This window comes from Marinactinospora endophytica (assembly GCF_054780875.1).
Window position 1 is genome coordinate 71,220 of sequence record NZ_BAAGVM010000013.1, and the last position, 22,295, is coordinate 93,514.

Sequence of the window (22,295 nt, forward strand, 5' to 3'; positions counted from 1 at the left end):
TCGGAACGTTACTCAAAGTCGCAACGGGTTGCGTGGGGAGGCGCCGATCGACGGGTACCGGGGGCACATCGGGGTAGCCGCATCCTCCGCCACCGATCCCGGGCCGACCACCCGGCCGGCCCGTAGCGCGAAGGCGAGGAACGATGGACACCACCAACGTCACGGTCCAAACGGCGCGGACCGCTCTTCCCGGTGACCTCACCCTGTTCCCCGAGGCCAGAGGGGTGGTGGTGTTCGCCCACGGAAGCGGAAGCTCCCGGCTGAGCCCGCGGAACCGCGCGGTGGCCGAGGCGCTCAACCGGGCTCGGTTCGCGACCCTGCTGTTCGACCTGCTCGACGAGGAGGAGGAAGCCCGGGACCGGGTCACCGGGGAGCTGCGTTTCGACATCGAACTACTCGGGGAGCGGCTGACCGGGGCCGTGGACTGGTTGACCGCCTCCTCCCCCGCCGCGGGCCTTCCCGTCGCGCTGTTCGGCGCGAGCACCGGGGCCGCCGCGGCGTTGATCACCGCCGCCGCCCGACCGGAGACGATCCACGCCCTCGTCTCCCGCGGAGGCCGACCCGATCTCGCCGACAACGTCTTGGAGACCGTGCGCGCCCCGGTACTGCTCGTGGTGGGCGGCGCCGACGATGACGTGCTCGCGCTGAACCAGGGGGCGATGCAACGTCTGTACTGCCCCAACCGGCTGCACGTGGTTCCGGGCGCCTCCCACCTGTTCACGGAACCGGGCGCCCTGGACGAGGTGTGCGACGTGGCGATCGACTGGTTGGACCGGCACGTCCTCCGGCCGTGATCGGTACGGCGTCGAAACCGCGGGGTCGATGAGCGATTCAGGCCAGATACGGGTTTTCGATCATTGAAACGGCTTCGCCGTTCCCTTTCGAACTTCTATGATGCGAAAAACCGGATGGAGCCCCCCAATGACTGATTTTCCGAGAATGTCCGAGCCGAGCCGTCCCATACCTGAAATCGACATGACGCGCCCCTCCGTCGCGCGCATCTACGACTACGGGATGGGTGGCAAGGACAACTTCCCCGTCGACCGCGAGGCGGCCCTCGCCCTGGCCAAGATCACGCCGGAAATGCTCGACGTGGCCAGGGAGAACCGTCTCTTCCTGTACCGCGCGGTCCGCCACCTCGCCCGTGACCTGGGCATCAAGCAGTTCATCGACATGGGGTCGGGCCTGCCCACCTCGCACAACGTCCACCAGGTCGCCCAGGAGTTCCAGCCCGACGCCCGGGTGGCCTACGTCGACATCGATCCGATCGTGCTCGCGCACGGCCGGGCGATCCTCGCCGACAACCCCGGCACCACTGTCATCACCGCGGACATGGCCCGCTCCGACGAGATCCTCGCCCAAGACGAGATCCGCTCACTGATCGACTTCTCCCAGCCGGTGGGCCTGCTGTACTTCTCGGTGCTGCACTGCCTGCCCGACGAGGCCGACCCCCGTGGCGCGCTGTGGACCATGCTGGAGGCCGTGCCCTCCGGCAGTCACCTGGCCCTGTCCCACCTGATCAGCGAGGACGTTGCGGCGGGCGACGCTTTCACCAAGGGCATGCTCGCGATGGGGCCGTGGGGGCGCGTGCGCCGCCCGGCGGAGTTGCACGCCTTCGTCGAGGGGCTGGAGCCCCTGGAGCCCGGTCTGATCGACATCACCGGCTGGCATCCCGACCCGGGCCAGCCGCCGCTGCCGCCGGTCCCCGAGCCGCTGCGTCCCTACCTCGGCCGTTCCGACAGCGCCAAGAACATCTGGGAGATGGGGGGCGTCCTGCGCAAACCCTGACCCCGCTGGTGCCCCGTCCCGCTCAGGGCCGGGGCACCAACCGCGCCACGGTGCGGGAGTGGTCGTCGTAGCTGCGCGCGGCCACGAGGTGCCCCCGGGGCCGGGGGAGATCGGCGAGGAGCTCGGCGGCCTCGGCGATCCGGCCGGGCGAGGCCGAGCGGGCCAGGGTCGCGTGCGGCCGCCAGTTCCGGGGCCGGTGCACCGGATTACGCCGGGGGTCCTCCGGCAGCGCCCGCCAGACCGCCGCCTGGAGCTCCCGCAGTCCCGGGGAGGGCGTCACCTCCCACACCAGCGCCCGGCGGCGTCCGGGGAAGGTCACCAGGCCGCCCAGCCCCACCGGTAGCGGCAGGGCCGCGAGCGCCGCCTCGACCCCGGCGCGGGCGCGGCTCGGCAGTGTCGTGGCGGTCCCCAACGTCACGTGCGGACGGTTGCTGGGATGGGTGTGGTGGGCCAGGCTGGGCAGTCCCGCGGCGGCCAGGCGGTCCCAGGCCGCGGCGACCGCCGCCTCCAGGCCGGGATCGAACAGCAGCTCCACCGTGCGCACCGGGTCACCCCCGAGAAGGTCGGCCTTCCCCTATCCCTCCCCGCCCCGTCGCAGGTGTAAAGCACGTGGGGCGGGACAGGTGAAAGGCGACGGCATCGACGACCGCCCCCGGGAGTGGAAATGCGCTATCACGCTCTGGCCTGCGACTTCGATGGCACGATCGCCGAGCGAGGCGAGGTCGACGAGGAGACCATGGCGGCGCTGGAACGGGTCTCCCGCTCGGGGCGCAGGCTGCTGCTGGTGACGGGGCGGGAACTGGACGACCTGCTGGACGTGTTCCCCCACGCGGACCTGTTCGACGCGATCGTGGCCGAGAACGGCGGTGTGCTGTACGAGCCGGGGCGGCGCGCGGTGCACGATCTGGCCGAGGCCGCACCGCCCGAACTGGTCGATCGGTTGCGCGCGGCCGGGGTCGAACCGCTCGGGGTCGGCCGGGTGCTCATCGCCACCCGAGAGCCGCACGACCGCACGGCGTTGGAAGCGATCCGGGAACTCGGCCTGGAGCTCCAGCTCATCCACAACAAGGGCGCCGTGATGGTGCTGCCGCCCGGGGTGAACAAGGCGACCGGGCTGCGCGCCGCGCTGGAGCGGCTGCGGGTGTCACCGCACAACGTGGTCGCGGTGGGCGACGCCGAGAACGACCACGCCATGCTGGCGGCGTGCGAGTGCGGGGCCGCCGTCGCCAATGCCCTGGACGCGCTGAAGCACCGCTGCGACCTGGTTCTGGAGCGCCCCGCGGGGGCGGGCGTCGCCGATCTCGCGCGCGACCTCGTGGACGGCGACCTCGCCGATGTCGCGATGTCGCGGCACGACGTGCTGCTGGGAACCTCCCAGGGCGAGCCGGTGACGATCCCGCCCTACGGCAGCGTGGTCGCGGTCGCCGGCCCGTCGGGCAGCGGTAAGTCGACCACGACGTCGGCGCTGCTGGAACGGCTGGGCGAGGCGGGCTACCAGTACTGTGTCATCGACCCCGAGGGGGACTACACCGACTTCGACGGCGCCACCGTGCTGGGCGACCCGACCCGCGCGCCCCTGGCCGACGAGGTGCTGCGGCTGCTGGAGGATCCCGGCCACAGCGCCGTGGTGAACCTCCTCGCGGTGCCGCTACGCGACCGGCCGGCGTTCTTCGCCGACCTGCTGCCCCGCCTGGCCGGGCTGCGCAGCCGGCTCGGCCATCCCCACTGGACCGTGGTGGACGAGGCGCACCACCTGATGCCGACCGAACTCGCCGACCTGCCGGTGAGCGACCTGCGCGACTTCGGCGGCTTGATGATGATCACGGTGCACCCCGAGACCCTGGCCCGGCGCGCGCTGGAACAGGTCGACACGGTCATCGGCGTCGGCGCCGATCCCTCGCAGACGCTGCGGGCCTTCGCCGACGTGCGGGGGTGCCCGGTTCCCCGGCTGCACGGCGACGAGGAGCCGGACGCGACGTCCTCCCTCATCACGCTGTGGCGCACCGGGGAGGACAAGGCGGTACGGGTCCGGCTCACCCCCGGTGAGGCCGACCGCAGCCGGCACATCCGCAAGTACGCGGCCGGAACGATGTCTCCGGACAAGAGCTTCTACTTCACCGGCCCCGAGGAACGGCTGCACCTGCGCGCGCGCAACCTGCACACCTTCCTGGAACTGGCCGAGGGGGTGGACGACGAGACCTGGACGCACCACCTGCGCCGCAACGACTACTCCCGGTGGATGGCGGAGGCGGTACGCGACGACGAGCTCGCCGACGCGGTCCGCGAGGTCGAGGAGGACGCGGAGCTGGACCCCCGCGAGAGCCGGGAGCGGATCGCCGCCGCGGTGGACGAGCGTTACACGCTGCCGGCCGAGCCCACCCGTTACGACCCCGACCACGACGACGACACCGCGACCCCGCTCTCGCACGGGTAGCGCACCGCGACGGCCGTGGGGCCCGTGACACCGGTGCGGCGGTGTCACGGGCCCCACGGCGGTCCCGCCCCTGCCCCCGTACGGGGCGTGGACGGTCGTCAGCGACCGGCCTGCTCCAGCGTGCCGGTGGTGTCGCCGGCGGGGTCGTAGATCATGCAGAGGATCTCGCGGTCGTCCAGCGTCTCCCAGGACTCCTGGGTGGGGTACATGTAGCTGATGTCCAGCTCCGACTCCTCGTAGGCCATGCCCACGAACCCCTCGAACTCGGCGAGGCACTTCTCCTCGGCGGCCGTGATGACCGCGTCGTCACCGGGGTACTCGTCCCCCTCCATCGTGCTGGAGGCGTAGATCTCGGAGTCGTGCGGCTCCTCACACGAAATGGTCTCGACCGCGGCGAGCTCGCCCTCGGCCGCGGCGGGCAGGCAGTCGCCCACAGAGAGCATGAGCACGCTCTCCGTGCCGAGCAGACCGCAGCCGGACAGCCCCACCACCGCGGCGGTGGCGCCGGCGGCGGTGATCACGCGGCCCGCGCGCGACTGGAACGTTCCCGAAATCATGACATCTCCAGAAAAGTGAAAAATGGGGGTTTCAACATAGCGAGGGGCGGGCATATCCGCTCGTTTGAGCGGACAACCGTTGCCTCTTCGTTGCCTTCCCGTGCCCTGCCGTCGCACCATGCGACCCCGCATCGACGCAACGCGACCACCAGCGAGGACACCATGGGGACCGGACGGCCCGCCCGTGGGAGCGGGACAACGGGGGAGTGTCGCGCCTGGGGGACGCGAGCACGAGGGAGACCTTAGGGAAGGGGTATGACGAACACGGACCGTCCGGGCGTACGTCGCGTTACCGGTAGGACCGTGAGCCGGCGGACGGTCCTCCCCCGTCGACGGTGAACACGGCCTGGACGACGTGTCGCCGCCGCTCGGCGACGTCGGCCATGAGCGCGGGCGCCTCCTCCAACGGGACCAGGTCGGTGACCAGTCGCTCGCGCACGTCGGCGCCACGCGCGCGCAACAGGTCGATCGTCTCCGCCGACAGGCGCTCACGGTCCCACAGGTGGGCCAGGCCACGCGGCACCCGGCCGATCTGGGCGCAACGGATCCCCAGCCCGTTGTGGTGGAACTCCTCGCCCAGGCACACCTCCGCCGCGTTGTCGGTGTAGAAGGCCAGGTCGATGACGCTGCCCTGGGGGCGCAGCGCGCGCAGCGCCACGGCCAGCGCCCGGGACCGTCCGCGGCACTGGAAGACGACGTCGGCACCGTGGTCGCCGGGGCCGTGCCGCCACCGCTCTTTCAACGCCCGTCCGACGTCGACCTCGTCGGGGTCCATGGCCTCCAGCCCGAGGCCCCGACACGTCGCTCGCCGTGACGGCGTCGGGTCGACCACCACCACCTCGGCCGCGCCGTGGTGCGTGGCGAAGAGGGCGGTGAGCACCCCCACCACCCCCGCGCCGACCACCGCCACCTTGCGTCCGCGCACCCCGTCCCCCAGGGAACGGACGTCGCCGCCGTGCACGTCGGCGGCGGCGTGCAACAGGCCGTTGGCGCAGATGGGGCCCATGTGCGCGACGTAGATCCCGAGGAGGGGGTCGAGGTCCTCGGGCAGTCGGACGAAACGGTCGGCGCGCGGGTCGGCGGTGTAGTCGGTGCGGTGGCCGTAGGTCATCGCCACGAGCCATCCCGGTCGGACGGCCGCGGAGCGCGCCTCCGTCACCCGACCGACCTGCATGTAGCCGAGTTTGCGGACCGGATAGCCGCCGCCGTTCGGCTCTCCGGTGAACAACCCCAGGGCCGCGTCCCAGCCGGTGAGCACCGCGGGGTTGGTCCCCTTGACGAAGGTCAGCTCCGTTCCCGCGGACAGCCCGCTGTACAGGGTCTCCACCCGAAACCCTCCCTCGGGCAACGGGGTGTGCGGCTCCTCGACGAACTCGACCCGGCCGGGCTCCAGCGCCCACAGCGCGCGCGTCACCACAGCGCCCCCTCCTCCACCGCCACACGACGTCCGGTCACCGCCGAGCGCGCGATCGCGCAGGCCACACGGTGGGTGCGCAGCGCGTCGGCGTAGTCGGTGCGCACGTCGTCGTCGAGGCCGCGCACGGCGTCGACGAAGGCGCGGTCGATGCGTGTCTTGGCCAGTCCCTCGTCCTCGACCACATCGGGGGCGGCCCCCGTGTGGACGCGCAGCCACGACTCCGACAGCTCCATCGCCAGCCCCTCGGCGTAGACCTCCAGGCCGGCCCGGTGCTTCCAGGCCAGCAGACAGGTGGCGGCGAGGTTCCCCACGGCCCCGTTCTGGAATTCCAGGTTGGCGATCGTCGCCGCGGCGACGTCGGAGTCGGGCGCGCCGCCGGCGCGGGTCCGCGACTCCAGCGCGTGCACCTCGGCGACCTCGCCGGCCAACAGCCGGGCGAGGTCGATGACGTGGGCGGCCTGCTCGACGACCTGGCCGCCCGATCCGTCCAGCCGGGACCACCAGGCCACGGGCGGGACCTTGTCCAGCCAGTGGCCCAACAGCATCCGGACCTCACGGCCGGCCATCAGCTCACGGGCCCGCTCGGCCACCCGCAGGTAGCGCCACTGGTGGCCCACCGCGGTGAGCGTGCCGGCGGCGGCCACCCGCCGGGCGATCTCCTCGGCGACCGCCAGGTCGATCGCGATCGGCTTCTCGACGAACATCGGCAGCCCCGCCTCGATGACGGCGTGCTCGGGTGGGCCGTGCGCGAACGGCGGCACGCACACATAGACGGCGTCCAACGCCTCGGACTCCAGCATGGCCACGTGGTCCCGATAGGCGCGGGCACCATGGCGGCCCGCCAGCGCGGCGGCCCGCTCGCCGTCGGGGTCGGCGACGGCCGCGATCCGGGCATCGCCGAACCCGCTGAGCACATCGGCGTGACGGGCCGCGACACCACCCGCGCCGATGATCCCGATGTCACAGGTCTCCTTCACCCCGGGCCACCTGCCTCACGCCGTCCCAAGCAAACCTCGTTTCCCATGTTCAAAATGGCCTGACCAGGGCAGTTGCCCCGGGCATGTCATGACATCCGATCCGAAATCCACCAACATCCTTCGTCCTGGGCCCACTGGTTCGCGCGGCAGGACAGCGCCGCGCGCCGTGACCGTGAGGAGACGCATTCGATGTGGCCATCGGAGACCGCCGCGTGGTTCGCGCGGCGCACCAGCTCGGCGCGGGACTGGCCCGCGCCCGACGCCCTCGCCGCCAAGGGGGACAGCCGGATCAGCGTGGTGTTGCCGGCCCGTGACGAGGCCGAGACCATCGGCGGAATCGTCCGCTCCATCCGCGAGTCCCTGATGGACCAGTTCCCGTTGGTCGACGAACTGGTGGTGATCGACTCGCGCTCCAGCGACGACACCGCGCTGGTCGCGACGTCGGCGGGCGCGCTGGTGGTCGCCCAGGACGAGATCCTGGCCGATCTGCCGCCTCTATGGGGCAAGGGGGAGGCGCTGTGGAAGTCCCTGGCCGTCACGAGCGGGGACGTGATCGTGTTCATCGACTCCGACATCCGCAACTTCGCCCCGCACTTCGTGACCGGGCTGCTCGGCCCGATCCTGGCCGATCCCACCGTCTCCTACGTCAAGGCCTGCTACGACCGGCCGCTCACCGAACACGGCACGGTGTCCCCGTGCGAGGGGGGCCGCGTCACCGAGATACTGGCCCGCCCCCTGATCAACATGTGCTGGCCGGAGCTGTCGGGGATACTGCAACCCCTGGCCGGCGAGTACGCGGGCCGGCGTTCGCTCCTGGAGAACGTCCCGTTCGTGTGCGGGTACGGCGTGGAGATCGGCCTGCTCATCGACATCGTCAACCTGGTGGGGCTGGACGGGATCGCCCAGGTCGACCTCGGGGTGCGCGAACACGCCAACCAGTCCTCCGCCGCCCTGGGCCGCATGTCCGGCCAGATCCTCGACACCGTGTGGACGCGGCTGTACCGGCGGGGACTGATCACCCGCCAGGAGCCCCCCTCGACCGAACTGGCCCAGTTCACCAGGACCGCGGTCGGCTACCGGCCCAACCACCACGACATCCGCGTCACCGAGCGTCCCCCCATGGCCGACGTGCTGGCGACCCGGCCCTCATCGCTCGCCCCCGAGGGGGAGCTGTGAGGGACCTCACCGTCCTGGTGAACGCGGGTCCCTGGTTGCCCGTCCCACCGCGCGGCTACGGCGGCATCGAGAATGTGATCGCGACGCTGGTGCCGGAGCTGCGCGCGCGGGGGGTGCGGGTGCTCCTGGCCGGGGTCGCGTCCTCGAGGCTGTCCGCCGAGGAGCACGTGACCGTGTTCGACGACGGGATGTTCGGCCACATCCAAAGTCCCTACAACCGCACGATGGGGATCCCCCACGCCCACCTTCAGGGGGTGCTGCGACGGCTCGGGCGTGGCGGCGTCGACCTGGTGCACGACCACATGGAGGTCACCGGACTGGCGACGCTCAACGCGGCGGGAGGGGCGGTGCCCCCGGTCCTGCACACACTCCACTGGGACCTGCGCAAACACCCGCACTTCTACGGCTCCTTCCAGGGCAACGGGCGGGTGTTCGTCAACGGCGTGTCGGAGTCGCAGCTGCGGCGGGCGCCACGGGCGCTGCGCGCGCACAGCGTGGGCCACGTCCACCTGGCCACCCCGCTCGCCGTCGACGCCGACCGGCGGCCCGCCCCCGCCAAGGGGGAGCACGTCGTGCTGCTCGGCCGTATCACCGAGGTCAAGGGGGTCCACGTCGCCGCGCGCGTCTGCCGGCGGCTCGGGATACCGCTGATCCTGGCCGGCCCGGTCAACGGCATCGAGACCGAGGAGGAGCTGGGCGCGGCGCTGGACGACCCCGCCCACCCACGGCACGACGCCCCGGACGTGCGCTACTACGCCGAGCAGGTGCGTCCCCACGTCGACGGCGACCTGGTGCGCTGGATCGGCACCGTCGAGGGGGAGGAGCGCGACACGTTGTTGGCCACGGCGCGGGCCGCGCTCTTCCCGATCCTGTGGGCCGAGCCCGGCGGGACCGCCGTGGTGGAGGCGCTCTCGTGCGGCGCGCCGGTCGTCGGGTTCGCCCGGGGCTGCCTGCCCGAGCTGGTCCACCACGGCCGCACCGGCCTCCTCTGCGAGGACGAGGAGGAGTTCACCGAACTGCTGCGGCGCGTCGACGAGATCGATCCGGCCGAGTGCCGCAAGGAGGCCGCGCTGCGCTTCACCCCCGGCACGATGGCCGAACGCTACATCGAGCTCTACGACCGCGTCCTGTCCCGCGCCGCGCGCGCCTGAGCGGGGCCGGACCGGGCCTGCCGGTCCGGCCTCACCTCGCTCCGCCGGTTCCCGCCGTGGCCGCATCCCGCGCTCGGGAGGCGGGACGGGACAGCGACACCGCCACGTTGACCGCCAGGTTGACCGCGAGCGCGATGATCCCGCCGTTGACCCCGTACAACGGGTCGTTGCCCGTGGCCCACAGGCCGAGCATGACCGCGATTCCGCCCAGCAGCCCGGCCATCGCCCCTTTTCCGGTCATCCGCGGCCACAGCAGGGCCACCAAGACGACCGGGACGAGCTGGGCCAGCCCCTGGTAGGACAGGACCGACAGTTGCACCAGGGCGCTGGGGTAGAAGAGACTGCCCAGCAGGGCGACCACACCGGCCGCCAGGCAGACCACCTGGGAAAGACGCTTGTCGCGCACGTCACGGGTCTCGTCGCGCCGCGGGCGCGGCCGGGCGCGCGGATCGGCGCCGTTGCCGCCGCCCAGGATCGTGCGCCCCCACAGGGTGCCGATGGCGAGCATGAACACGCTCATCGGAACGATCGCCGACAGTGCCGCGGCCACCCCGACCAGCGCCACCACCGGCGCCGGCAACGAGTCGGTGACCAGGGTGAACAGGGCGAGATCGGCCTGCTCCAGGGTGGGGACGACGAACAGGGCCGCGGCGCCGATCATCATGGGGATGAACAGCAACAGCTGGTACCAGGGCAGCAGCACGGAGTTGCGCCGCAGCGCGTTGGGGTCCTTGGCGCTGAGATAGCCGGCGACCGTCGTGGGAAAGACCGTGATGGTCACCGCGTTGAGCAGGACGGTGCTGACGAACCACGCGGCGCCGCGACCGCCGGACTCGTGACCGGGGAACGTCAGCCACTCCGGCCGCTCCTCGATCATCCGGCGCATCAGCTCCCCCGGCCCGTCGAAGTAGTGCAGCGGGATGTAGACCGCCAGGAACACCACGACCGCGATGACGAGCACATCCTTGAGCACGCTCACCCACGCCGAGCCGCGCAGCCCCGACACCAGCACGAACGTCTCGGCGACGACGAACGACACGACCGCGGCCACGCCCAGGTCGATCGCGCCGTAGCTCATCGCGTTGACCACCGCGCCCATTCCCTGGATCTGCAACTGGACGTAGGGGACGATGAACACCGTCGCGGTGAGCGCCACCACGACGCCGATGCGGCGCGAGCGGAAACGGTGCTCGGCCATGTCGGCGATGGAGACCAGGTCATGGCGGGCCGCGTAGGTCCACAGCAGCGGCCCCACGATGTAGGCCACGGCCAGCCCCACGGTCAGGTAGGCCACCAGGTACAGGATCGGCACGCCGTAGGAGAAGGTCCACCCGGCCGCGCCCAGGAACGAGAAGCTGGTGTAGGACTCCCCCGCCATCAGCAGCCAGATGAACAGCACCCCCAGGCCACGGCCCGAGACCGACCACTCGGCCAGTCCCTTGTCCCGGCCGCGCGCGCTGAACAGCCCGATCGCCACCGTCGCCCCCATCGCCAGGGCGAAGATCGTGGTGGCGACGATCGCCGGCGTGCTCACCTGACCCTCCTCCCGTGGGCCGGCGCGTCGTCGGCGGGCACCGGTTCCGGCGCGCCGGCCCGGTAGATCGGGTCCAGTCGGGCGACGAGCCAGATGACGAGCGGGCTGATCACCGTCGCGGCGACCATCCACAGCAGCAGGAACGGCATCCCCAGGATCACGGGCTCGATCCGGTTGGCCACGAACGGCGCGAGACAGTAGAGCACCGCGGGAACCAGTAGGAGCCACAGCGCGTGACGGCGTGGCCGCGTCGGGGACGTGTCGGGCGGCACCGCCCCGGTGCCACGCTGGGATCGGGTCATGGGAACGCTTTCCAAAGAGTCACGGACGGGGCCGGGGAGGAGCTGCGGGGGCAGGGCGCATGGAGGGGCCGGCGGGAACCGCCGTCTCACCCCTCGGTGTGCTCCGCTCGGTCAGCGGCGCGCACCGGGACGCGATGGCCGCGTTGAAGCGTACTGCCCGGCGGGCGGCGGCTCGTCCCTGGAGCACCGGGAGGTCACTGGGTAGGGTCACCCCGACAGCCACGACGAACGGAGCAGCGCGCCATGAACCGCCCTTGGACCTCCCTGCCCGCGCACCGGACATGGCTGGCGGCGCACGCCCGCCGGCAGGCCTCCTTCGCCTCGGCCGCCGAGCATCCCACCAGCGGGTTCGCCTGGCTGGACGACCAGGGGCGGCCCGACCCGAAGCAGGGGGTCCACACCTGGATCACCTGCCGGATGACCCACGTCTTCGCGCTGGAGCACCTGCGGGGGATCCCCGGAGCCGGCCCGCTGGCCGACCACGGGGTGCGGGCGCTCAGCGTTCCCCGAGGCGGGGAGGACGCCGGCGACACGGGGCTGCGCGACACGGTGCACGACGGCTGGTACGGCTCGCTCTCCGCCGACGGCGCGCCCGGCGACACCCGCAAGTCCGCCTACGAGCACGCCTTCGTGCTGCTGGCGGCCTCCAGCGCGGCGACGGCCGGCCGGCACGGCGCCCGGGAACTGCTCGACGACGCGATCTCCGTGGTCGAACGGTACTTCTGGGACGCCGGCGAGGAGAGGTGCGCGGAGAGCTGGGACCGCGCCTGGAGCGTCCCCGAGGACTACCGCGGCGCGAACAGCAACATGCACATGGTGGAGGCGTTCCTCGCCGTCGGCGCGGCCACCGGTGACCCGGTGTGGGCCGAACGCGCGCTGGGCATCGCCCGCTTCTTCGTCCACGAGATCGCCGCGGAGCGGGACTGGCGGCTGCCTGAACACTACTCGGCCGGCTGGGAGCCGCTGCCCGACTACAACTCCGATCAGCGCGCGCACCCCTTCCGCCCCTACGGGGTGACGGTGGGCCACATGCTGGAGTGGGCGCGGCTGCTGGTGCACCTGGAGACGGCGCTGCCCACCCCGCCTTCCTGGCTGCTCCACGACGCCGAGGCCATGTTCGAGGCCGCAGTGCGTCGCGGCTGGTCCGTGGACGGCGGCGAGGGGTTCGTCTACACGCTCGACTGGAACGACCGTCCCGTGGTGCGCGAACGCATGCACTGGGTCATCGCCGAGGCGATCGCGGCGGCCGCCGTCCTCCACGCGCGCACCGGGGAACGGCGCTACGAGGACTGGTACCGCACCTGGTGGGACCTTGCCGACCGGCGTTTCGCCGACCGCTCCGCGGGCGCCTGGCGGCACGAACTCGACCCTGAGGGCCGCCCCTCGGCCACCGTCTGGAGTGGGCGACCCGACATCTATCACGCCTACCAGGCGGCGCTCCTCCCCTTGGCCCCGATTCGATCGAGCCTCGCCGCGGGCTTGGCCAAAGGCGAATGAGATCCGAAGGAAATTCGGCTTGCCATAGGAATCCGGCACACCGCTGGCTAGCATGCGGAATATGACGCCACCTCTGCGCACCGAGCGACTGCTGATCCAGGACTGGAGGGTGGAGGACGCCGAAGCGGCGTTCGCCGTCTACGGCTCCGAGGAGGTCTCCCGCTGGTTGACACCGCTCATGCGCCCCGTGGGCGACGTGGGCGCGATGCGCTCGGTGCTGGAGGCCTGGGTGGAGGCGCAGCCCAACCTGGTGCCGCCGGCCGGGCGCTGGGCGATCCTGCGTCGCGACGACGCGACGGTGATCGGCGGCCTGTCGATACGGCTGCTGCCCCCCTTCGAGGAGGACTTCGAGCTGAGCTGGCAGCTGCGCCCGGACGCCTGGGGGCACGGCTACGCGAGCGAGGCCGGCCGGGAGATGGCGCGTTGGGCCTTCTCCCAGGGGGTCGAGGAGCTGTTCGCGGTTGCCCGCCCGGCCAACACCCGCGCCATCGCGACCGCGCGGCGTATCGGCATGGAGTGGGTGGGCGAGACCGACAAGTACTACGGTCTGCGCCTACAGGCGTTTCGCATCCGCCCCTCCGACCTGTGATCCCGCCCGCCGTTCCCGGCCACGGGCGGGGACGGCGGACACGACGGTCGAAGGGGTGCCGTGTCCTGGGACACGGCACCCCTCGCCCCTCCCCCGGGTCTGCGGCGTCCGCCGCCGCGGGAGGACCCTCGCGTCCTAGAGGTCGCCGGCCTTGAGGGCGCGGGCGACGCGCACGACGCGCTTGGCCTGGACCTGCGCGGCGGTGCGGGTGGTCTCGTCGACCGGGTTGTTGCCCTGGGCGTCGACGTGGGAGGTGCCGTAGGGGTTGCCGTCGACGAACTTGGAGCCGTCGGTGTAGCCGGGCGGCACGATGATGCCACCGAAGTGGTAGAAGGTGTTGCTCAGCGCGAGCAGCGTGGACTCCTGACCGCCGTGGGCGGTGGCGGAGGAGGTGAAGCCGCTGTAGACCTTGTCGGCGAGCTGCCCCTGGGCCCACTGCGGGCCGAGCGTGTCGATGAACTGCTTGAGCTGGGAGGCGATGTTGCCGTACCGGGTCGGCGAGCCGAAGATCACCGCGTCGGCCCACACGACGTCGTCGGCGGTGGCCTCGGGGACGTCCTTGGTGGCCTCGACGTTGGCGGCCCAAGCCGGGTTGCTCTCGATGGCGGCGGCCGGCGCGAGCTCGGCGGCCTTGCGCAGGCGGACCTCGGCGCCCTCCTTCTCCGCGGTCTCGACGATCTCGCGGGCGATCTCGTAGCCGACACCGGTGGAGGAGTAGTAGATGACGCTGAGCTTGACGTTCTCGCTCATGGTGAGTCCTTTCAGACGTTCGCGCCGTAGCGCTTCCCGCACCCAACCTAGTTGAAATTTCAACTAATGCGACAGAGGTTCATGCGTGCGTTCCGTCACCACGCCCGGGTGGGACTTTCTTTCCGGGAAGATAATACATAGGCATGAAAACGTCGAATCCCGGGCTCCCCCGGACCGGCGGAGCCCAAGACCTCAGTCGCGCAACGCCCGGACCAGCTCCTCAGGCCGTTCCACGGTGAGGGTGACACCTCGATGGCGGACCAGTCCCAGCGGTTCGATACCGCGCACGGGAACACGCAGCAGCAGACAGACACCGCGTTCGGCGTTGCCGCCCAGCGTCAGCCCCCGTCCAGCAGCGACATCCGCGCGCCGATCACCCGCCGCCACCGATAGGGGCCACCGAGCCGCACCCCGGTGATGTTGCGGCGGGGCGTGCGCACCCGCCACGGACCGAAACGCACCTCCAGCGCGCGCCCGCCGACCGCCACCCAGGCCGTCTCCGGGCGGACGCCGAACAGCCGCAGCACACGCGCCGCGCGCGGGTCGAAGCGGAACCCGGATCGGCGCGGCGCGCCCACGGCGCTCACCGCCCGCCTCCCGCCGCTTCCTCTGCCGCCTTCCTCCCCATGCCCCCCTCCTCCCCCCGGCCTCCCGGGATGTCGGGCCGGCCGCCGCCCGCGCCGATCATCCTCATGCGTCTCGGCCCGCCGATGTCTGGACCGGGGTCCGCAGGACGGCCCCTCCTGGCCAACCGACCAGTCGGTCTTATAGGGTCGGGCTCATCTGCGGACCACGGACACCCAGGGAGAGTTCCATGCCCACCACCGTCGAGGCGGCCGTTTTCTCCGAGATCGGCGCGCCGCCGCGGATCGGCGAAATCCTCCTGCCCGACCCGGGCCCCGGCCGGGTCAAGGTCCGCCTGGCCGCGGCCGGGGTGTGCCACTCCGACCTCTCCCTGGCCGAGGGCAGGCTGGCCCAGCCCTTCCCCGCCGTCCTGGGACACGAGGGAGCCGGAACGGTGATCGCGGTCGGTCCCGATGTGACCGACGTGCAGGTCGGGCAGCGCGTGGTGCTGAACTGGGCGCCCCCCTGCCGCTCCTGCTGGTTCTGCCACAACGGTGAGCCCTACCTGTGCGAGCGTTCCGGCGACGCCGCCCACTCCCCCTACGCCAGCCTGCCCGACGGCACCGCCCTGCACGCCGGCCTGGGCACCGCCGCGTTCGCGCAGGAGACCGTGGTCCCCACCAGCGCGGTGGTCCCCCTGCCCGACGGCATCCAACCGCACAACGCGGCCCTGCTCGGCTGCGCGGTGCTCACCGGCGTCGGGGCCGTCACCAACTCCGCGCGGGTGCGCCCCGGCCAGTCCGTCGCCGTGATCGGCCTGGGCGGTGTCGGGCTCGCCGTACTCCAGGGGGCCCGTCTGGCCGGCGCCGACCCCATCATCGCCGTGGACGTCTCCCCCGCCAAAGAGGAGCTGGCGACACGGCTGGGCGCCACCCACTTCCGCCTCGCCGGCGACGGGCTGAGCCGGGAGATCCGCGGGCTCACCGGCGGACGGGGCGTCGACCACGCCTTCGAGGTCGTCGGATCGGCCGCCGCGATCCGCCAGGCGTGGAGCGCGACCCGGCGCGGGGGGAGCACCACCGTCGTCGGGGTGGGCGCCAAGGACGACCGGCTGAGCTTCAACGCCCTGGAGCTGTTCCACTTCGCCCGCACCCTGCGCGGCTGCGTGTACGGCTCCGCCGACCCCGCCACCGACATCCCCGAACTCGCCCGCCACGTCCACGACGGCGCGATCGACCTGGCCGCCATGGTGACCGACGAGATCACGCTCGCGGAACTCCCCGACGCCTTCCACCGGATGCTGGAGGGCAAGGGGGGCCGCTCCCTCATCCGCTTCGAGTGACCCCGGGGGCGGCCCGGGGCCGCGGCGCCGCACGGCCGCCCTCCGGACATCCGGCCGGACGCGCCGGCGTCCGGCCCCGAACGACCTGGAGCAGCCATGTCACAGTCGTCGCTCCCCCCTCCCCCGCGGTCGCTGGCCTCGGTCACCGCGCAGCTCCTCACCACCGGCACCCCCTTCGAGACAGAGCGCGTAGAGATCGGGGGCGTGCCCACCCGCGTCTGGAAAAAGGCCCCGCCGCACCTGCGGGCGATCCTTGAGACCAGCCTCGAGCACGGCGATCGCCCCGCGCTCGTCCTCGACGAACAGCGCATCTCCCACACCGAGTACTACCGGCGCGCCGCCGCCCTGGCCCACCGCCTGGTCACCGACCACGGGGTGGCCAAGGGGGACCGCGTCGCGATCGCCATGCGCAACAGGCCCGAGTGGGTCGTCTCCTTCTTCGCCGCGGCGAGCATCGGCGCGATCGTGGTCCCCCTCAACGCCTGGTGGGTGGGCCGCGAACTGGAGTTCGGCCTACGCGACAGCGGCGCGAAGGTGCTCATCGCCGACGGCGAGCGGCTGGACCGCCTCGCCGACCTGTCGACGCCCCCGGCCACCATCGCCGTGGACGTGGGGCGTCGCCTTCCCCCTGGTGCCCGGACATGGGAGCAGACGCTCGGACACCCCGCCCCGGACGTGCGGCTGCCAGAGGTGGAGCTGCACCCGGACGACCCGGTGACGATCTTCTACACCTCGGGCACCACGGGGCTGCCCAAGGGCGCGCTGGGGTCGCACCGCAACCTGGTCTCCAACATCGTCTCCGGCGCCTACGCGCGCGCCCGGGCCCTCATGCGCGCCGGGGTGGACCTCGACGACGTCCTCACCCTGGCCGAGCAGCTGCCGCCACCGGTGATCCTGTGCGCGGTCCCCCTGTTCCACGCCACCGGGGCGCAGAGCGTCATGCTGCCCACCCTGTTCACCGGCGGGACGCTGGTACTGGTCCACAAATGGGACGCCGACGCCGCCCCCGCCCTGATCGAACGCGAGCGCGTCACCGGCATGACCGGTGTGCCCACGATGCTCACGCAGCTGCTGGCCTCCCCCCGGCTCGCCGAGCACGACGTCTCCAGCCTCGTCATGCTCAACAGCGGGGGCGCGCCCGCCGCGCCCGCCATCGTCTCGCGCGCTCGGGCGAGCCTGCACGACCTCCTCCTCGGAGTGGGCTACGGACTGACCGAGTGCTCGGCGATCGCCACGTCCAACATGGGACCGGACTATCTACTGCGCCCCGACAGCGTCGGCGCCCCCGTCGCCGTGGTCGACGTGCGCGTCAGCGGGCCCGATGGGACCGAACTCCCCCCGGGCGAGGTGGGCGAGGTGTGGCTGCGCGGCCCGGGCGTCGTGCACGGTTACTGGAAACGCCCCGAAGCCACCGCCCAGGCCATCACCGACGGCTGGCTGCGCACCGGAGACCTGGGCCGGCTGGACGAGGAGGGCTTCCTCTACATCGTCGACCGGGCCAAGGACATGATCATCCGAGGCGGTGAGAACGTCTACTGCGCCGAGGTGGAGGCGGCCATCCACGAACACCCGGCCGTGGCCGAGGTGGCGGTGGTGGGCGTGCCCCACGACGTCCTGGGCGAGGAGGTGGGCGCGCTGGTGCGGGTGCTGCCCGGGGTGCCCCTGGACGTCGATGACCTCCGCGCCCACCTGCGCGAACGGATCGCGGCGTTCAAGATCCCCACGCACATCACCCTGACCACCGGGGAACTGCCCCGCAACGCGGCCGGCAAGCTGCTGAAGAAACAGGTGCGCGACCGCCTGCGGCCACGGTCCGGCTGAGGCGCCCGGGAGCACCCCGGCGGAAGGCGGCGCGTTCGGGACCGGAGGCGGGGCGCTCGCGCCGGGCGGCGCCCACGGCCGCTGCGACGCCTGCTCCCGGCCCGGAAAGGGCGGGACGGCCCTCGGCCTCCCGGCCCGGTCCCCGAATGCCTCGGGAAAGATCCCACGCCCTCTGCGGGGATCTGGGACCGCGCGCCCGGGTGGTGGGTGCCCCGAAGCCGCCGGGCCGGCGCGGGCCGCGTCGGCCAACGGTGGCCTCGCTACGCACGGAAACCGTTCGGCGCGGGCCGAACGGTGCGAGGGGCAGCATGGCGGTCATGCGAAACGGAACCTCCGCGCCCATCGCCCCCGCAACCCCGGACTTCGCGACGGTGAAGCCGTCCGTGCTGTACTTCGGATCGCTGGTGAGCCTGCTCTCGACGCTCAACCCCGATGGAGGAGCGAACCTCGCCCCGAACTCCTCGATGTGGGCCCTGGGGCACACCCTGGTCATCGGATTGGGCGAGGGCGGTCAGACGCTGGAGAACCTGCGTCGAGGGGGAGAGCTGGTGGTGAACCTTCCCGAGGCCGACCAGTGGCCGAGCGTGGAACGGCTGGCGCCGCTGACCGGCGCCCTCCCGGTTCCCCCGGAGAAGGCAGGCGTCTACCGACACGAACGCGACAAGTTCGGCGCCGCGGGCCTCACCGCTCTCGCGTCCGAGCGCGTCGCCCCACCTCGGGTCGCCGAGTACCCGGTCCACCTGGAGGCGGTGGCGCGGCAGATCGCCCCGGCCGCCGCGGGCGGCTTCGCCATGGTGGAGGCCGAGGTGCTCCACGTCCACGTTCGCCCCGACCTCAGCGTGCCCGGCAGCGACCACGTCGACGTGGGGGCCTGGCATCCGCTGTTCTACGTGTTCCGACACTTCATCGCCGCGGGCACGGACCTGGGCCGCGACTTCCGCGCCGAGCGGTGACCAGGCGGTCCGGGCCCGGCGACGCTCTTCGATCAGGCCAGCGGGTCGGGCGCGCGCCAGGTCCCCGCCGGGATCGTCTCGGCGGCCGGCCATTGGACGACCTGCCCCGCCTGGTCATAGCGGACCTGGTAGAGGTAGCTCCCGTCATTGCTGCGCAGCACTCCCACGATGTGGCCCACCCCGTGGACGTAGGCCCGCGGGTTGGTCTCGCTGAAGTGGTGCACACGGGTGTGCTCCGGGTAGGGATGGGACAGGACCGAATACGACACTGCAGCGCCCCCTGGTCTGCTCGCAGCCGATGGACGGCCCCACCTTAACCCCCCGCCCGGACGTCTGTGGGACCAGGACCTGGCGATGGCGGCCCGCGGTCGGCCGGGGAAGGCCCCGACCAGGGCGGGTGGCGGAATGTCCGACGTCGCGCTGCCGGATCGTCATCCCCGCCCGGGGCCACCCCTGCACGGGCCGTCCCCCCGGAACCGCCAGAGCGGGGATATCGAGCCGTCAACGCCCTGGAGAGCGCCGATCCGGCCGCCGCCGCGGCTTCACCACCGGGCCGGTTTCGGCCATCGCGGGATCACGGTCCCCGGCGCCGAAGCCGTCCCTCTCCAGCTCACGACCTGGGGCGTCGTCCGCCACCGGGCACCGTGCCCTGAGCCACGCGGTGATCCCCGTCACTTCCGCTCCACGAAGCACGCGATCCCGTCCCGGATCACCCCCGCGATAACGGGCATGGATACCCACGACACCGTGACGCGGCAGGAGACCGGTAATGCGCGGAGAGGACCACCCGGCCGAGGAGAAACTGTTCCACCTGCTCACCGCCCCATGGATCACCGAAGCGGTCCACGCCTCGATACGGTTGGGCGTCTTCGAGGAACTGGCCGGCGGGCCTCGAAGCGCCGCCGACCTCGCCCTGGCGACCGGATCCGACCCCGCGGCGATCGCGCGCCTGCTACGGCTGTTGGGCGCGGCCGGGTTGCTGACCGAAGACGGCCACACCGCCGCTCTGACGAGCGCGGGACGGCTGCTCACCACCGGACACGAACGGTCGCTGCTGCCCCTGGCGCGCTTCTACGACGACGCCTGCACCCGGGAACCCTGGCGGAGGCTGGAGCACTCCCTGCGCACCGGGGAACCCTCGTTCGAGCGCGTCTTCGGCAGCACCGTCTATGAGCACTTGGCGAGCGCCCCACAACAGTTGGCGTTGTTCTCCGACGCGATGGCCGTGGGCGGCCTCCCGGCACGCGACCTCGCGCACTTCTACGACTTCTCGCCGGTCCGCCACGTCACCGACGTCGGAGGCGGCGACGGGAGCCTGCTCTCGGCGATCCTGGCGGCCCATCCCCACCTGGGCGGCAGACTGGTCGAACTGCCCGAGGTCGCAGAACGCGCGCGCCGCCTCCTCGCCGGCCCGGTCCGGGAAGGACGTTGCGAGTTGACCCCCGGCGACTTCTTCGCCCCCCTTCCCCCCGGCTCCGACGTCTACGTGCTGTGCCGGGTCCTGCACAACTGGAACGACGAGGAGTGCGTGCGGATCCTGCGCAACTGCCGCGAGGCCATGGCCGAGGACGGCCGGCTGCTGATCGTCGAGCGCGTCATCGGCTCTGACCCGGGCGACCTGCTGCCGCTTCTGTTCGACCTGCACATGATGGTGGTCATGGGGGGTTGCGAACGCAGCGAGGCGCAATACGCCGCGCTGCTCGGCGCGGCAGGGCTGGACCTGCGCGGTTCCGTCCGACTCTCCCTGGGACTGTGCGCGTTGGTGGCCGCGCCGTTGGGCCACAAGCCTGCGTCGTAGCGGAGGCGGGCGCGCCCGGGGCGTCCCCGCCGGCGGGCGGGCTCGGCCCGGAAGGCCCTCTGGAAGAGGCCGGCGCGAACACGTCGCCGGGCGCGCGGCGCGCTATCGTACCGATCGGCCGGTGATGGCCACCGGACGGCTGTCCTCAGGGAGCGTGGCATCGTGGCGGGCACGGACGAATACGCGGCGACGTTCGACCTCGTCGACTCCGACGACGACGGGCGCATCTCCGCGGCGGAGCTCAAACGGCTCATGGAGGTCCTCGGCGAGGCGATCACCGACGAACGCGCCGAGCGCGCCGTCCGCGACATGGACGGAGACGGGGACGGGCGCATCTCCCTGGAGGAGTTCGCCGCCTTCATGTCGGGCGGGCGTTGATGGAACGGCCCCCCTCCGCGGCGGCATGGCATGCTGGGGTGATGGAGCCCCAGCAGCTGTGCCTGCGCGTGGCGGAGGAGCTCCGGTTCTTCCTGCCGCCCCGGCACCGGTATGCCGACGTCCACGTCCCCTATGACGGGACCTCGTCGCTGGGGCACGTGGTCGAATCGGCCGGCGTCCCCCTTCCCGAGGTCGGCGGACTCCGTGTGGCCGGCCGTCCCGTCGCCCCCTCCCACCGTCCCGCCTCCGGCGACACCGTGGAGGTCCTTCCGGTCCCCCGTCCCCAGCCGCTGCCCTTCTCCCCGCCCCGTTTCCTCCTCGACGTCCACCTGGGGACACTGGCCCGACGGTTGCGCCTGGTGGGTCTGGACACCACCTACCACAACGACCGGGACGACGACGTACTGGTGGAGGAGGCCAACGCCGAGCGCAGGATCCTGCTCACCCGTGACCGGGGCCTGCTGCGCCGGCGACCGCTGTGGGCCGGCGCCCACGTCCGCGGCACCCGCCCGGACGAGCAGTTCCACGACGTCCTGGGCCGTTTCGCCCCGCCGCTGGCGCCCTGGACCCGCTGTACCGCCTGCAACGGGCCCCTGGAGCACGTGGGCAAGGGCGAGGTGGAGCGCCGGTTGGAGGAGGGGACGCGGGCGACCTACGACGCCTTCGCCCGCTGCCTGGACTGCGACCGCCTCTACTGGCCGGGAGCCCACCACGATCGGCTCACCGCGATCGTCGCGGCGGCGCAGCGGACGGTCGCCGAGGCCGGCGCGCGCTCCGTCGACCGGATGTGACGCCCGCCCGCCGGGTCGGTCATGGACCGCCCGGCGGGCCCGGTGGCCTGTGCCCCGCGGCATGGGGGCCGACCGCGCCTCGGCCACGTCGTCGCCACGGACGATGTTCTCGCCCGTCCCGCCCTGACGGCGATGCGCTTTCCCCTGCCACGACCATCCGTAATTCGTTTACGGCGGAGCACGCCGACGCCCCCTCCGAAATCCTTGGCCGGAATTCCAGCAGCCGCTTTCTGCCCTCTCCTCCTCCAGTCACCGAAACACATCTCCAAACAGCCCCAAACCAGGAAAACGGCATCGGCCCGCATAGCGGAGAAGACGGTCGCGAAAAGAACCGGAATCCGCTTCCGGGAGTTCTCACCGCCACCCTCGACGGATTTCCGCGCGCCCACCCACACGCGCCGCTCCCCGCCCTCTTCCACCTCGGCGTGGCCACACTCCCTGGATACGGACACCCCTACAGGCCACTTCCGTGGCAG

At 72.1% G+C, this 22,295-nt stretch carries 23 protein-coding genes; 13 read left to right on the forward strand and 10 right to left on the reverse strand.

Annotation, left to right across the window (positions count from 1 at the left end):
- Positions 1–143 precede the first annotated feature (143 nt).
- Both ACYVHU_RS21840 and ACYVHU_RS21845 read left to right on the forward strand, forming a co-directional pair.
- The gene (locus ACYVHU_RS21840) at positions 144–794 is read left to right on the forward strand and encodes a dienelactone hydrolase family protein (RefSeq protein WP_078760781.1); all 651 of its coding nucleotides are present in this window, start codon (positions 144–146) and stop codon (positions 792–794) included.
- A 181-nt stretch (positions 795–975) separates the two neighbouring features.
- Positions 976–1,788, forward strand: coding sequence for an SAM-dependent methyltransferase (locus tag ACYVHU_RS21845; RefSeq protein ID WP_235000817.1), 813 nt, complete (start codon positions 976–978; stop codon positions 1,786–1,788).
- Between the two features lie 22 nt (positions 1,789–1,810).
- Here ACYVHU_RS21845 and ACYVHU_RS21850 read toward each other — a convergent pair whose 3' ends face one another.
- Complete coding sequence (locus tag ACYVHU_RS21850) at positions 1,811–2,332, reverse strand: 2'-5' RNA ligase family protein (RefSeq protein ID WP_078760779.1); 522 nt, start codon at positions 2,330–2,332, stop codon at positions 1,811–1,813.
- Positions 2,333–2,452: 120 nt separating this feature from the next.
- On the opposite strand from ACYVHU_RS21850, the gene ACYVHU_RS21855 reads away from it, so the two are divergent.
- Positions 2,453–4,222, forward strand: a complete 1,770-nt coding sequence (locus tag ACYVHU_RS21855; RefSeq protein WP_078760778.1) for an HAD family hydrolase — start codon at positions 2,453–2,455, stop codon at positions 4,220–4,222.
- 98 nt (positions 4,223–4,320) lie between these two features.
- Here ACYVHU_RS21855 and ACYVHU_RS21860 read toward each other — a convergent pair whose 3' ends face one another.
- From ACYVHU_RS21860 to ACYVHU_RS21870, 3 genes are all read right to left on the reverse strand, one after another.
- Positions 4,321–4,779, reverse strand: coding sequence for a septum formation family protein (locus ACYVHU_RS21860; protein ID WP_078760777.1), 459 nt, complete (start codon positions 4,777–4,779; stop codon positions 4,321–4,323).
- A gap of 289 nt (positions 4,780–5,068) precedes the next feature.
- Entirely contained in the window at positions 5,069–6,193 is a 1,125-nt protein-coding gene (locus tag ACYVHU_RS21865) for a zinc-dependent alcohol dehydrogenase (protein ID WP_432940051.1), read from the reverse strand.
- Positions 6,190–7,173, reverse strand: a complete 984-nt coding sequence (locus ACYVHU_RS21870) for a Gfo/Idh/MocA family protein (protein WP_200813551.1) — start codon at positions 7,171–7,173, stop codon at positions 6,190–6,192. Before ACYVHU_RS21870 ends, ACYVHU_RS21865 begins: the two co-directional genes overlap by 4 nt.
- Before the next feature lie 189 nt (positions 7,174–7,362).
- Here ACYVHU_RS21870 and ACYVHU_RS21875 point away from each other — a divergent pair, with 189 nt between their 5' ends.
- Positions 7,363–8,349, forward strand: coding sequence for a glucosyl-3-phosphoglycerate synthase (locus tag ACYVHU_RS21875; protein ID WP_078760775.1), 987 nt, complete (start codon positions 7,363–7,365; stop codon positions 8,347–8,349).
- A complete protein-coding gene (locus tag ACYVHU_RS21880; protein WP_200813550.1) occupies positions 8,346–9,500 on the forward strand; it encodes a glycosyltransferase in 1,155 nt (384 codons plus the stop codon). The genes ACYVHU_RS21875 and ACYVHU_RS21880 overlap by 4 nt, the downstream gene beginning before the upstream one ends.
- Positions 9,501–9,531: 31 nt before the next feature.
- Here the strand turns inward: ACYVHU_RS21880 and ACYVHU_RS21885 are convergent, their stop codons facing one another.
- Entirely contained in the window at positions 9,532–11,034 is a 1,503-nt protein-coding gene (locus tag ACYVHU_RS21885) for a sodium:solute symporter family protein (protein ID WP_078760774.1), read from the reverse strand.
- Positions 11,031–11,336, reverse strand: coding sequence for a DUF3311 domain-containing protein (locus ACYVHU_RS21890; RefSeq protein WP_078760773.1), 306 nt, complete (start codon positions 11,334–11,336; stop codon positions 11,031–11,033). Before ACYVHU_RS21890 ends, ACYVHU_RS21885 begins: the two co-directional genes overlap by 4 nt.
- A 243-nt stretch (positions 11,337–11,579) precedes the next feature.
- Between ACYVHU_RS21890 and ACYVHU_RS21895 the strand changes: the two genes are divergently transcribed.
- Together ACYVHU_RS21895 and ACYVHU_RS21900 are read left to right on the forward strand one after the other, a co-directional pair.
- On the forward strand, positions 11,580–12,833 hold the full coding sequence (locus ACYVHU_RS21895; protein WP_498949414.1) for an AGE family epimerase/isomerase: 1,254 nt from the start codon (positions 11,580–11,582) through the stop codon (positions 12,831–12,833).
- 61 nt (positions 12,834–12,894) lie between these two features.
- The gene (locus ACYVHU_RS21900) at positions 12,895–13,422 is read left to right on the forward strand and encodes a GNAT family N-acetyltransferase (protein ID WP_078760771.1); all 528 of its coding nucleotides are present in this window, start codon (positions 12,895–12,897) and stop codon (positions 13,420–13,422) included.
- Between the two features lie 135 nt (positions 13,423–13,557).
- Here the strand turns inward: ACYVHU_RS21900 and wrbA are convergent, their stop codons facing one another.
- The 3 genes from wrbA to ACYVHU_RS21915 all read right to left on the reverse strand — a co-directional run bounded on the left by wrbA (position 13,558) and on the right by ACYVHU_RS21915 (position 14,759).
- Positions 13,558–14,172 (reverse strand): NAD(P)H:quinone oxidoreductase, encoded by a 615-nt coding sequence (wrbA, locus tag ACYVHU_RS21905; protein WP_078760770.1) that lies wholly within the window; start codon positions 14,170–14,172, stop codon positions 13,558–13,560.
- Between the two features lie 192 nt (positions 14,173–14,364).
- The gene (locus ACYVHU_RS21910) at positions 14,365–14,559 is read right to left on the reverse strand and encodes a hypothetical protein (protein ID WP_498949415.1); all 195 of its coding nucleotides are present in this window, start codon (positions 14,557–14,559) and stop codon (positions 14,365–14,367) included.
- Positions 14,511–14,759, reverse strand: a complete 249-nt coding sequence (locus tag ACYVHU_RS21915; RefSeq protein ID WP_078760769.1) for a hypothetical protein — start codon at positions 14,757–14,759, stop codon at positions 14,511–14,513. Before ACYVHU_RS21915 ends, ACYVHU_RS21910 begins: the two co-directional genes overlap by 49 nt.
- A gap of 227 nt (positions 14,760–14,986) precedes the next feature.
- Between ACYVHU_RS21915 and ACYVHU_RS21920 the strand changes: the two genes are divergently transcribed.
- From ACYVHU_RS21920 to ACYVHU_RS21930, 3 genes are all read left to right on the forward strand, one after another.
- Positions 14,987–16,078: a Zn-dependent alcohol dehydrogenase gene (locus tag ACYVHU_RS21920; RefSeq protein WP_078760768.1), complete on the forward strand. Its 1,092-nt coding sequence runs from the start codon at positions 14,987–14,989 to the stop codon at positions 16,076–16,078.
- A 96-nt stretch (positions 16,079–16,174) separates the two neighbouring features.
- A complete protein-coding gene (locus ACYVHU_RS21925; RefSeq protein WP_078760767.1) occupies positions 16,175–17,899 on the forward strand; it encodes a class I adenylate-forming enzyme family protein in 1,725 nt (574 codons plus the stop codon).
- Between the two features lie 317 nt (positions 17,900–18,216).
- Positions 18,217–18,852, forward strand: a complete 636-nt coding sequence (locus tag ACYVHU_RS21930) for a flavin reductase family protein (RefSeq protein WP_200813549.1) — start codon at positions 18,217–18,219, stop codon at positions 18,850–18,852.
- A 32-nt stretch (positions 18,853–18,884) separates the two neighbouring features.
- Here the strand turns inward: ACYVHU_RS21930 and ACYVHU_RS21935 are convergent, their stop codons facing one another.
- Positions 18,885–19,121 carry a hypothetical protein gene (locus ACYVHU_RS21935; protein WP_144390002.1) on the reverse strand — a complete coding sequence of 79 codons (237 nt, stop codon included), beginning with the start codon at positions 19,119–19,121 and terminating at the stop codon, positions 18,885–18,887.
- 500 nt (positions 19,122–19,621) lie between these two features.
- On the opposite strand from ACYVHU_RS21935, the gene ACYVHU_RS21940 reads away from it, so the two are divergent.
- The 3 genes from ACYVHU_RS21940 (at position 19,622) to ACYVHU_RS21950 (ending at position 21,819) form a co-directional block, all read left to right on the forward strand.
- On the forward strand, positions 19,622–20,650 hold the full coding sequence (locus tag ACYVHU_RS21940; protein ID WP_078760764.1) for a methyltransferase: 1,029 nt from the start codon (positions 19,622–19,624) through the stop codon (positions 20,648–20,650).
- 162 nt (positions 20,651–20,812) lie between these two features.
- A complete protein-coding gene (locus ACYVHU_RS21945) occupies positions 20,813–21,028 on the forward strand; it encodes an EF-hand domain-containing protein (RefSeq protein ID WP_078760763.1) in 216 nt (71 codons plus the stop codon).
- A 41-nt stretch (positions 21,029–21,069) separates the two neighbouring features.
- A complete protein-coding gene (locus tag ACYVHU_RS21950) occupies positions 21,070–21,819 on the forward strand; it encodes a Mut7-C RNAse domain-containing protein (protein ID WP_144390001.1) in 750 nt (249 codons plus the stop codon).
- The last annotated feature ends 476 nt before the right edge of the window (positions 21,820–22,295 follow it).

What these genes read in the sequence shown, in the direction of transcription:
- ACYVHU_RS21840 (WP_078760781.1), top strand. Translation starts at nt 144, where the DNA reads ATGGACACCACCAACGTCACGGTCCAAACGGCGCGGACCGCTCTTCCC.
- ACYVHU_RS21845 (WP_235000817.1), top strand. Translation starts at nt 976, where the DNA reads ATGACGCGCCCCTCCGTCGCGCGCATCTACGACTACGGGATGGGTGGC.
- ACYVHU_RS21855 (WP_078760778.1), top strand. Translation starts at nt 2,453, where the DNA reads ATGCGCTATCACGCTCTGGCCTGCGACTTCGATGGCACGATCGCCGAG.
- ACYVHU_RS21860 (WP_078760777.1), bottom strand. Translation starts at nt 4,779, where the DNA reads ATGATTTCGGGAACGTTCCAGTCGCGCGCGGGCCGCGTGATCACCGCC.
- ACYVHU_RS21875 (WP_078760775.1), top strand. Translation starts at nt 7,363, where the DNA reads ATGTGGCCATCGGAGACCGCCGCGTGGTTCGCGCGGCGCACCAGCTCG.
- ACYVHU_RS21890 (WP_078760773.1), bottom strand. Translation starts at nt 11,336, where the DNA reads ATGACCCGATCCCAGCGTGGCACCGGGGCGGTGCCGCCCGACACGTCC.
- ACYVHU_RS21895 (WP_498949414.1), top strand. Translation starts at nt 11,580, where the DNA reads ATGAACCGCCCTTGGACCTCCCTGCCCGCGCACCGGACATGGCTGGCG.
- ACYVHU_RS21900 (WP_078760771.1), top strand. Translation starts at nt 12,895, where the DNA reads ATGACGCCACCTCTGCGCACCGAGCGACTGCTGATCCAGGACTGGAGG.
- wrbA (WP_078760770.1), bottom strand. Translation starts at nt 14,172, where the DNA reads ATGAGCGAGAACGTCAAGCTCAGCGTCATCTACTACTCCTCCACCGGT.
- ACYVHU_RS21920 (WP_078760768.1), top strand. Translation starts at nt 14,987, where the DNA reads ATGCCCACCACCGTCGAGGCGGCCGTTTTCTCCGAGATCGGCGCGCCG.
- ACYVHU_RS21925 (WP_078760767.1), top strand. Translation starts at nt 16,175, where the DNA reads ATGTCACAGTCGTCGCTCCCCCCTCCCCCGCGGTCGCTGGCCTCGGTC.
- ACYVHU_RS21930 (WP_200813549.1), top strand. Translation starts at nt 18,217, where the DNA reads ATGCGAAACGGAACCTCCGCGCCCATCGCCCCCGCAACCCCGGACTTC.
- ACYVHU_RS21940 (WP_078760764.1), top strand. Translation starts at nt 19,622, where the DNA reads ATGCGCGGAGAGGACCACCCGGCCGAGGAGAAACTGTTCCACCTGCTC.
- ACYVHU_RS21950 (WP_144390001.1), top strand. Translation starts at nt 21,070, where the DNA reads ATGGAGCCCCAGCAGCTGTGCCTGCGCGTGGCGGAGGAGCTCCGGTTC.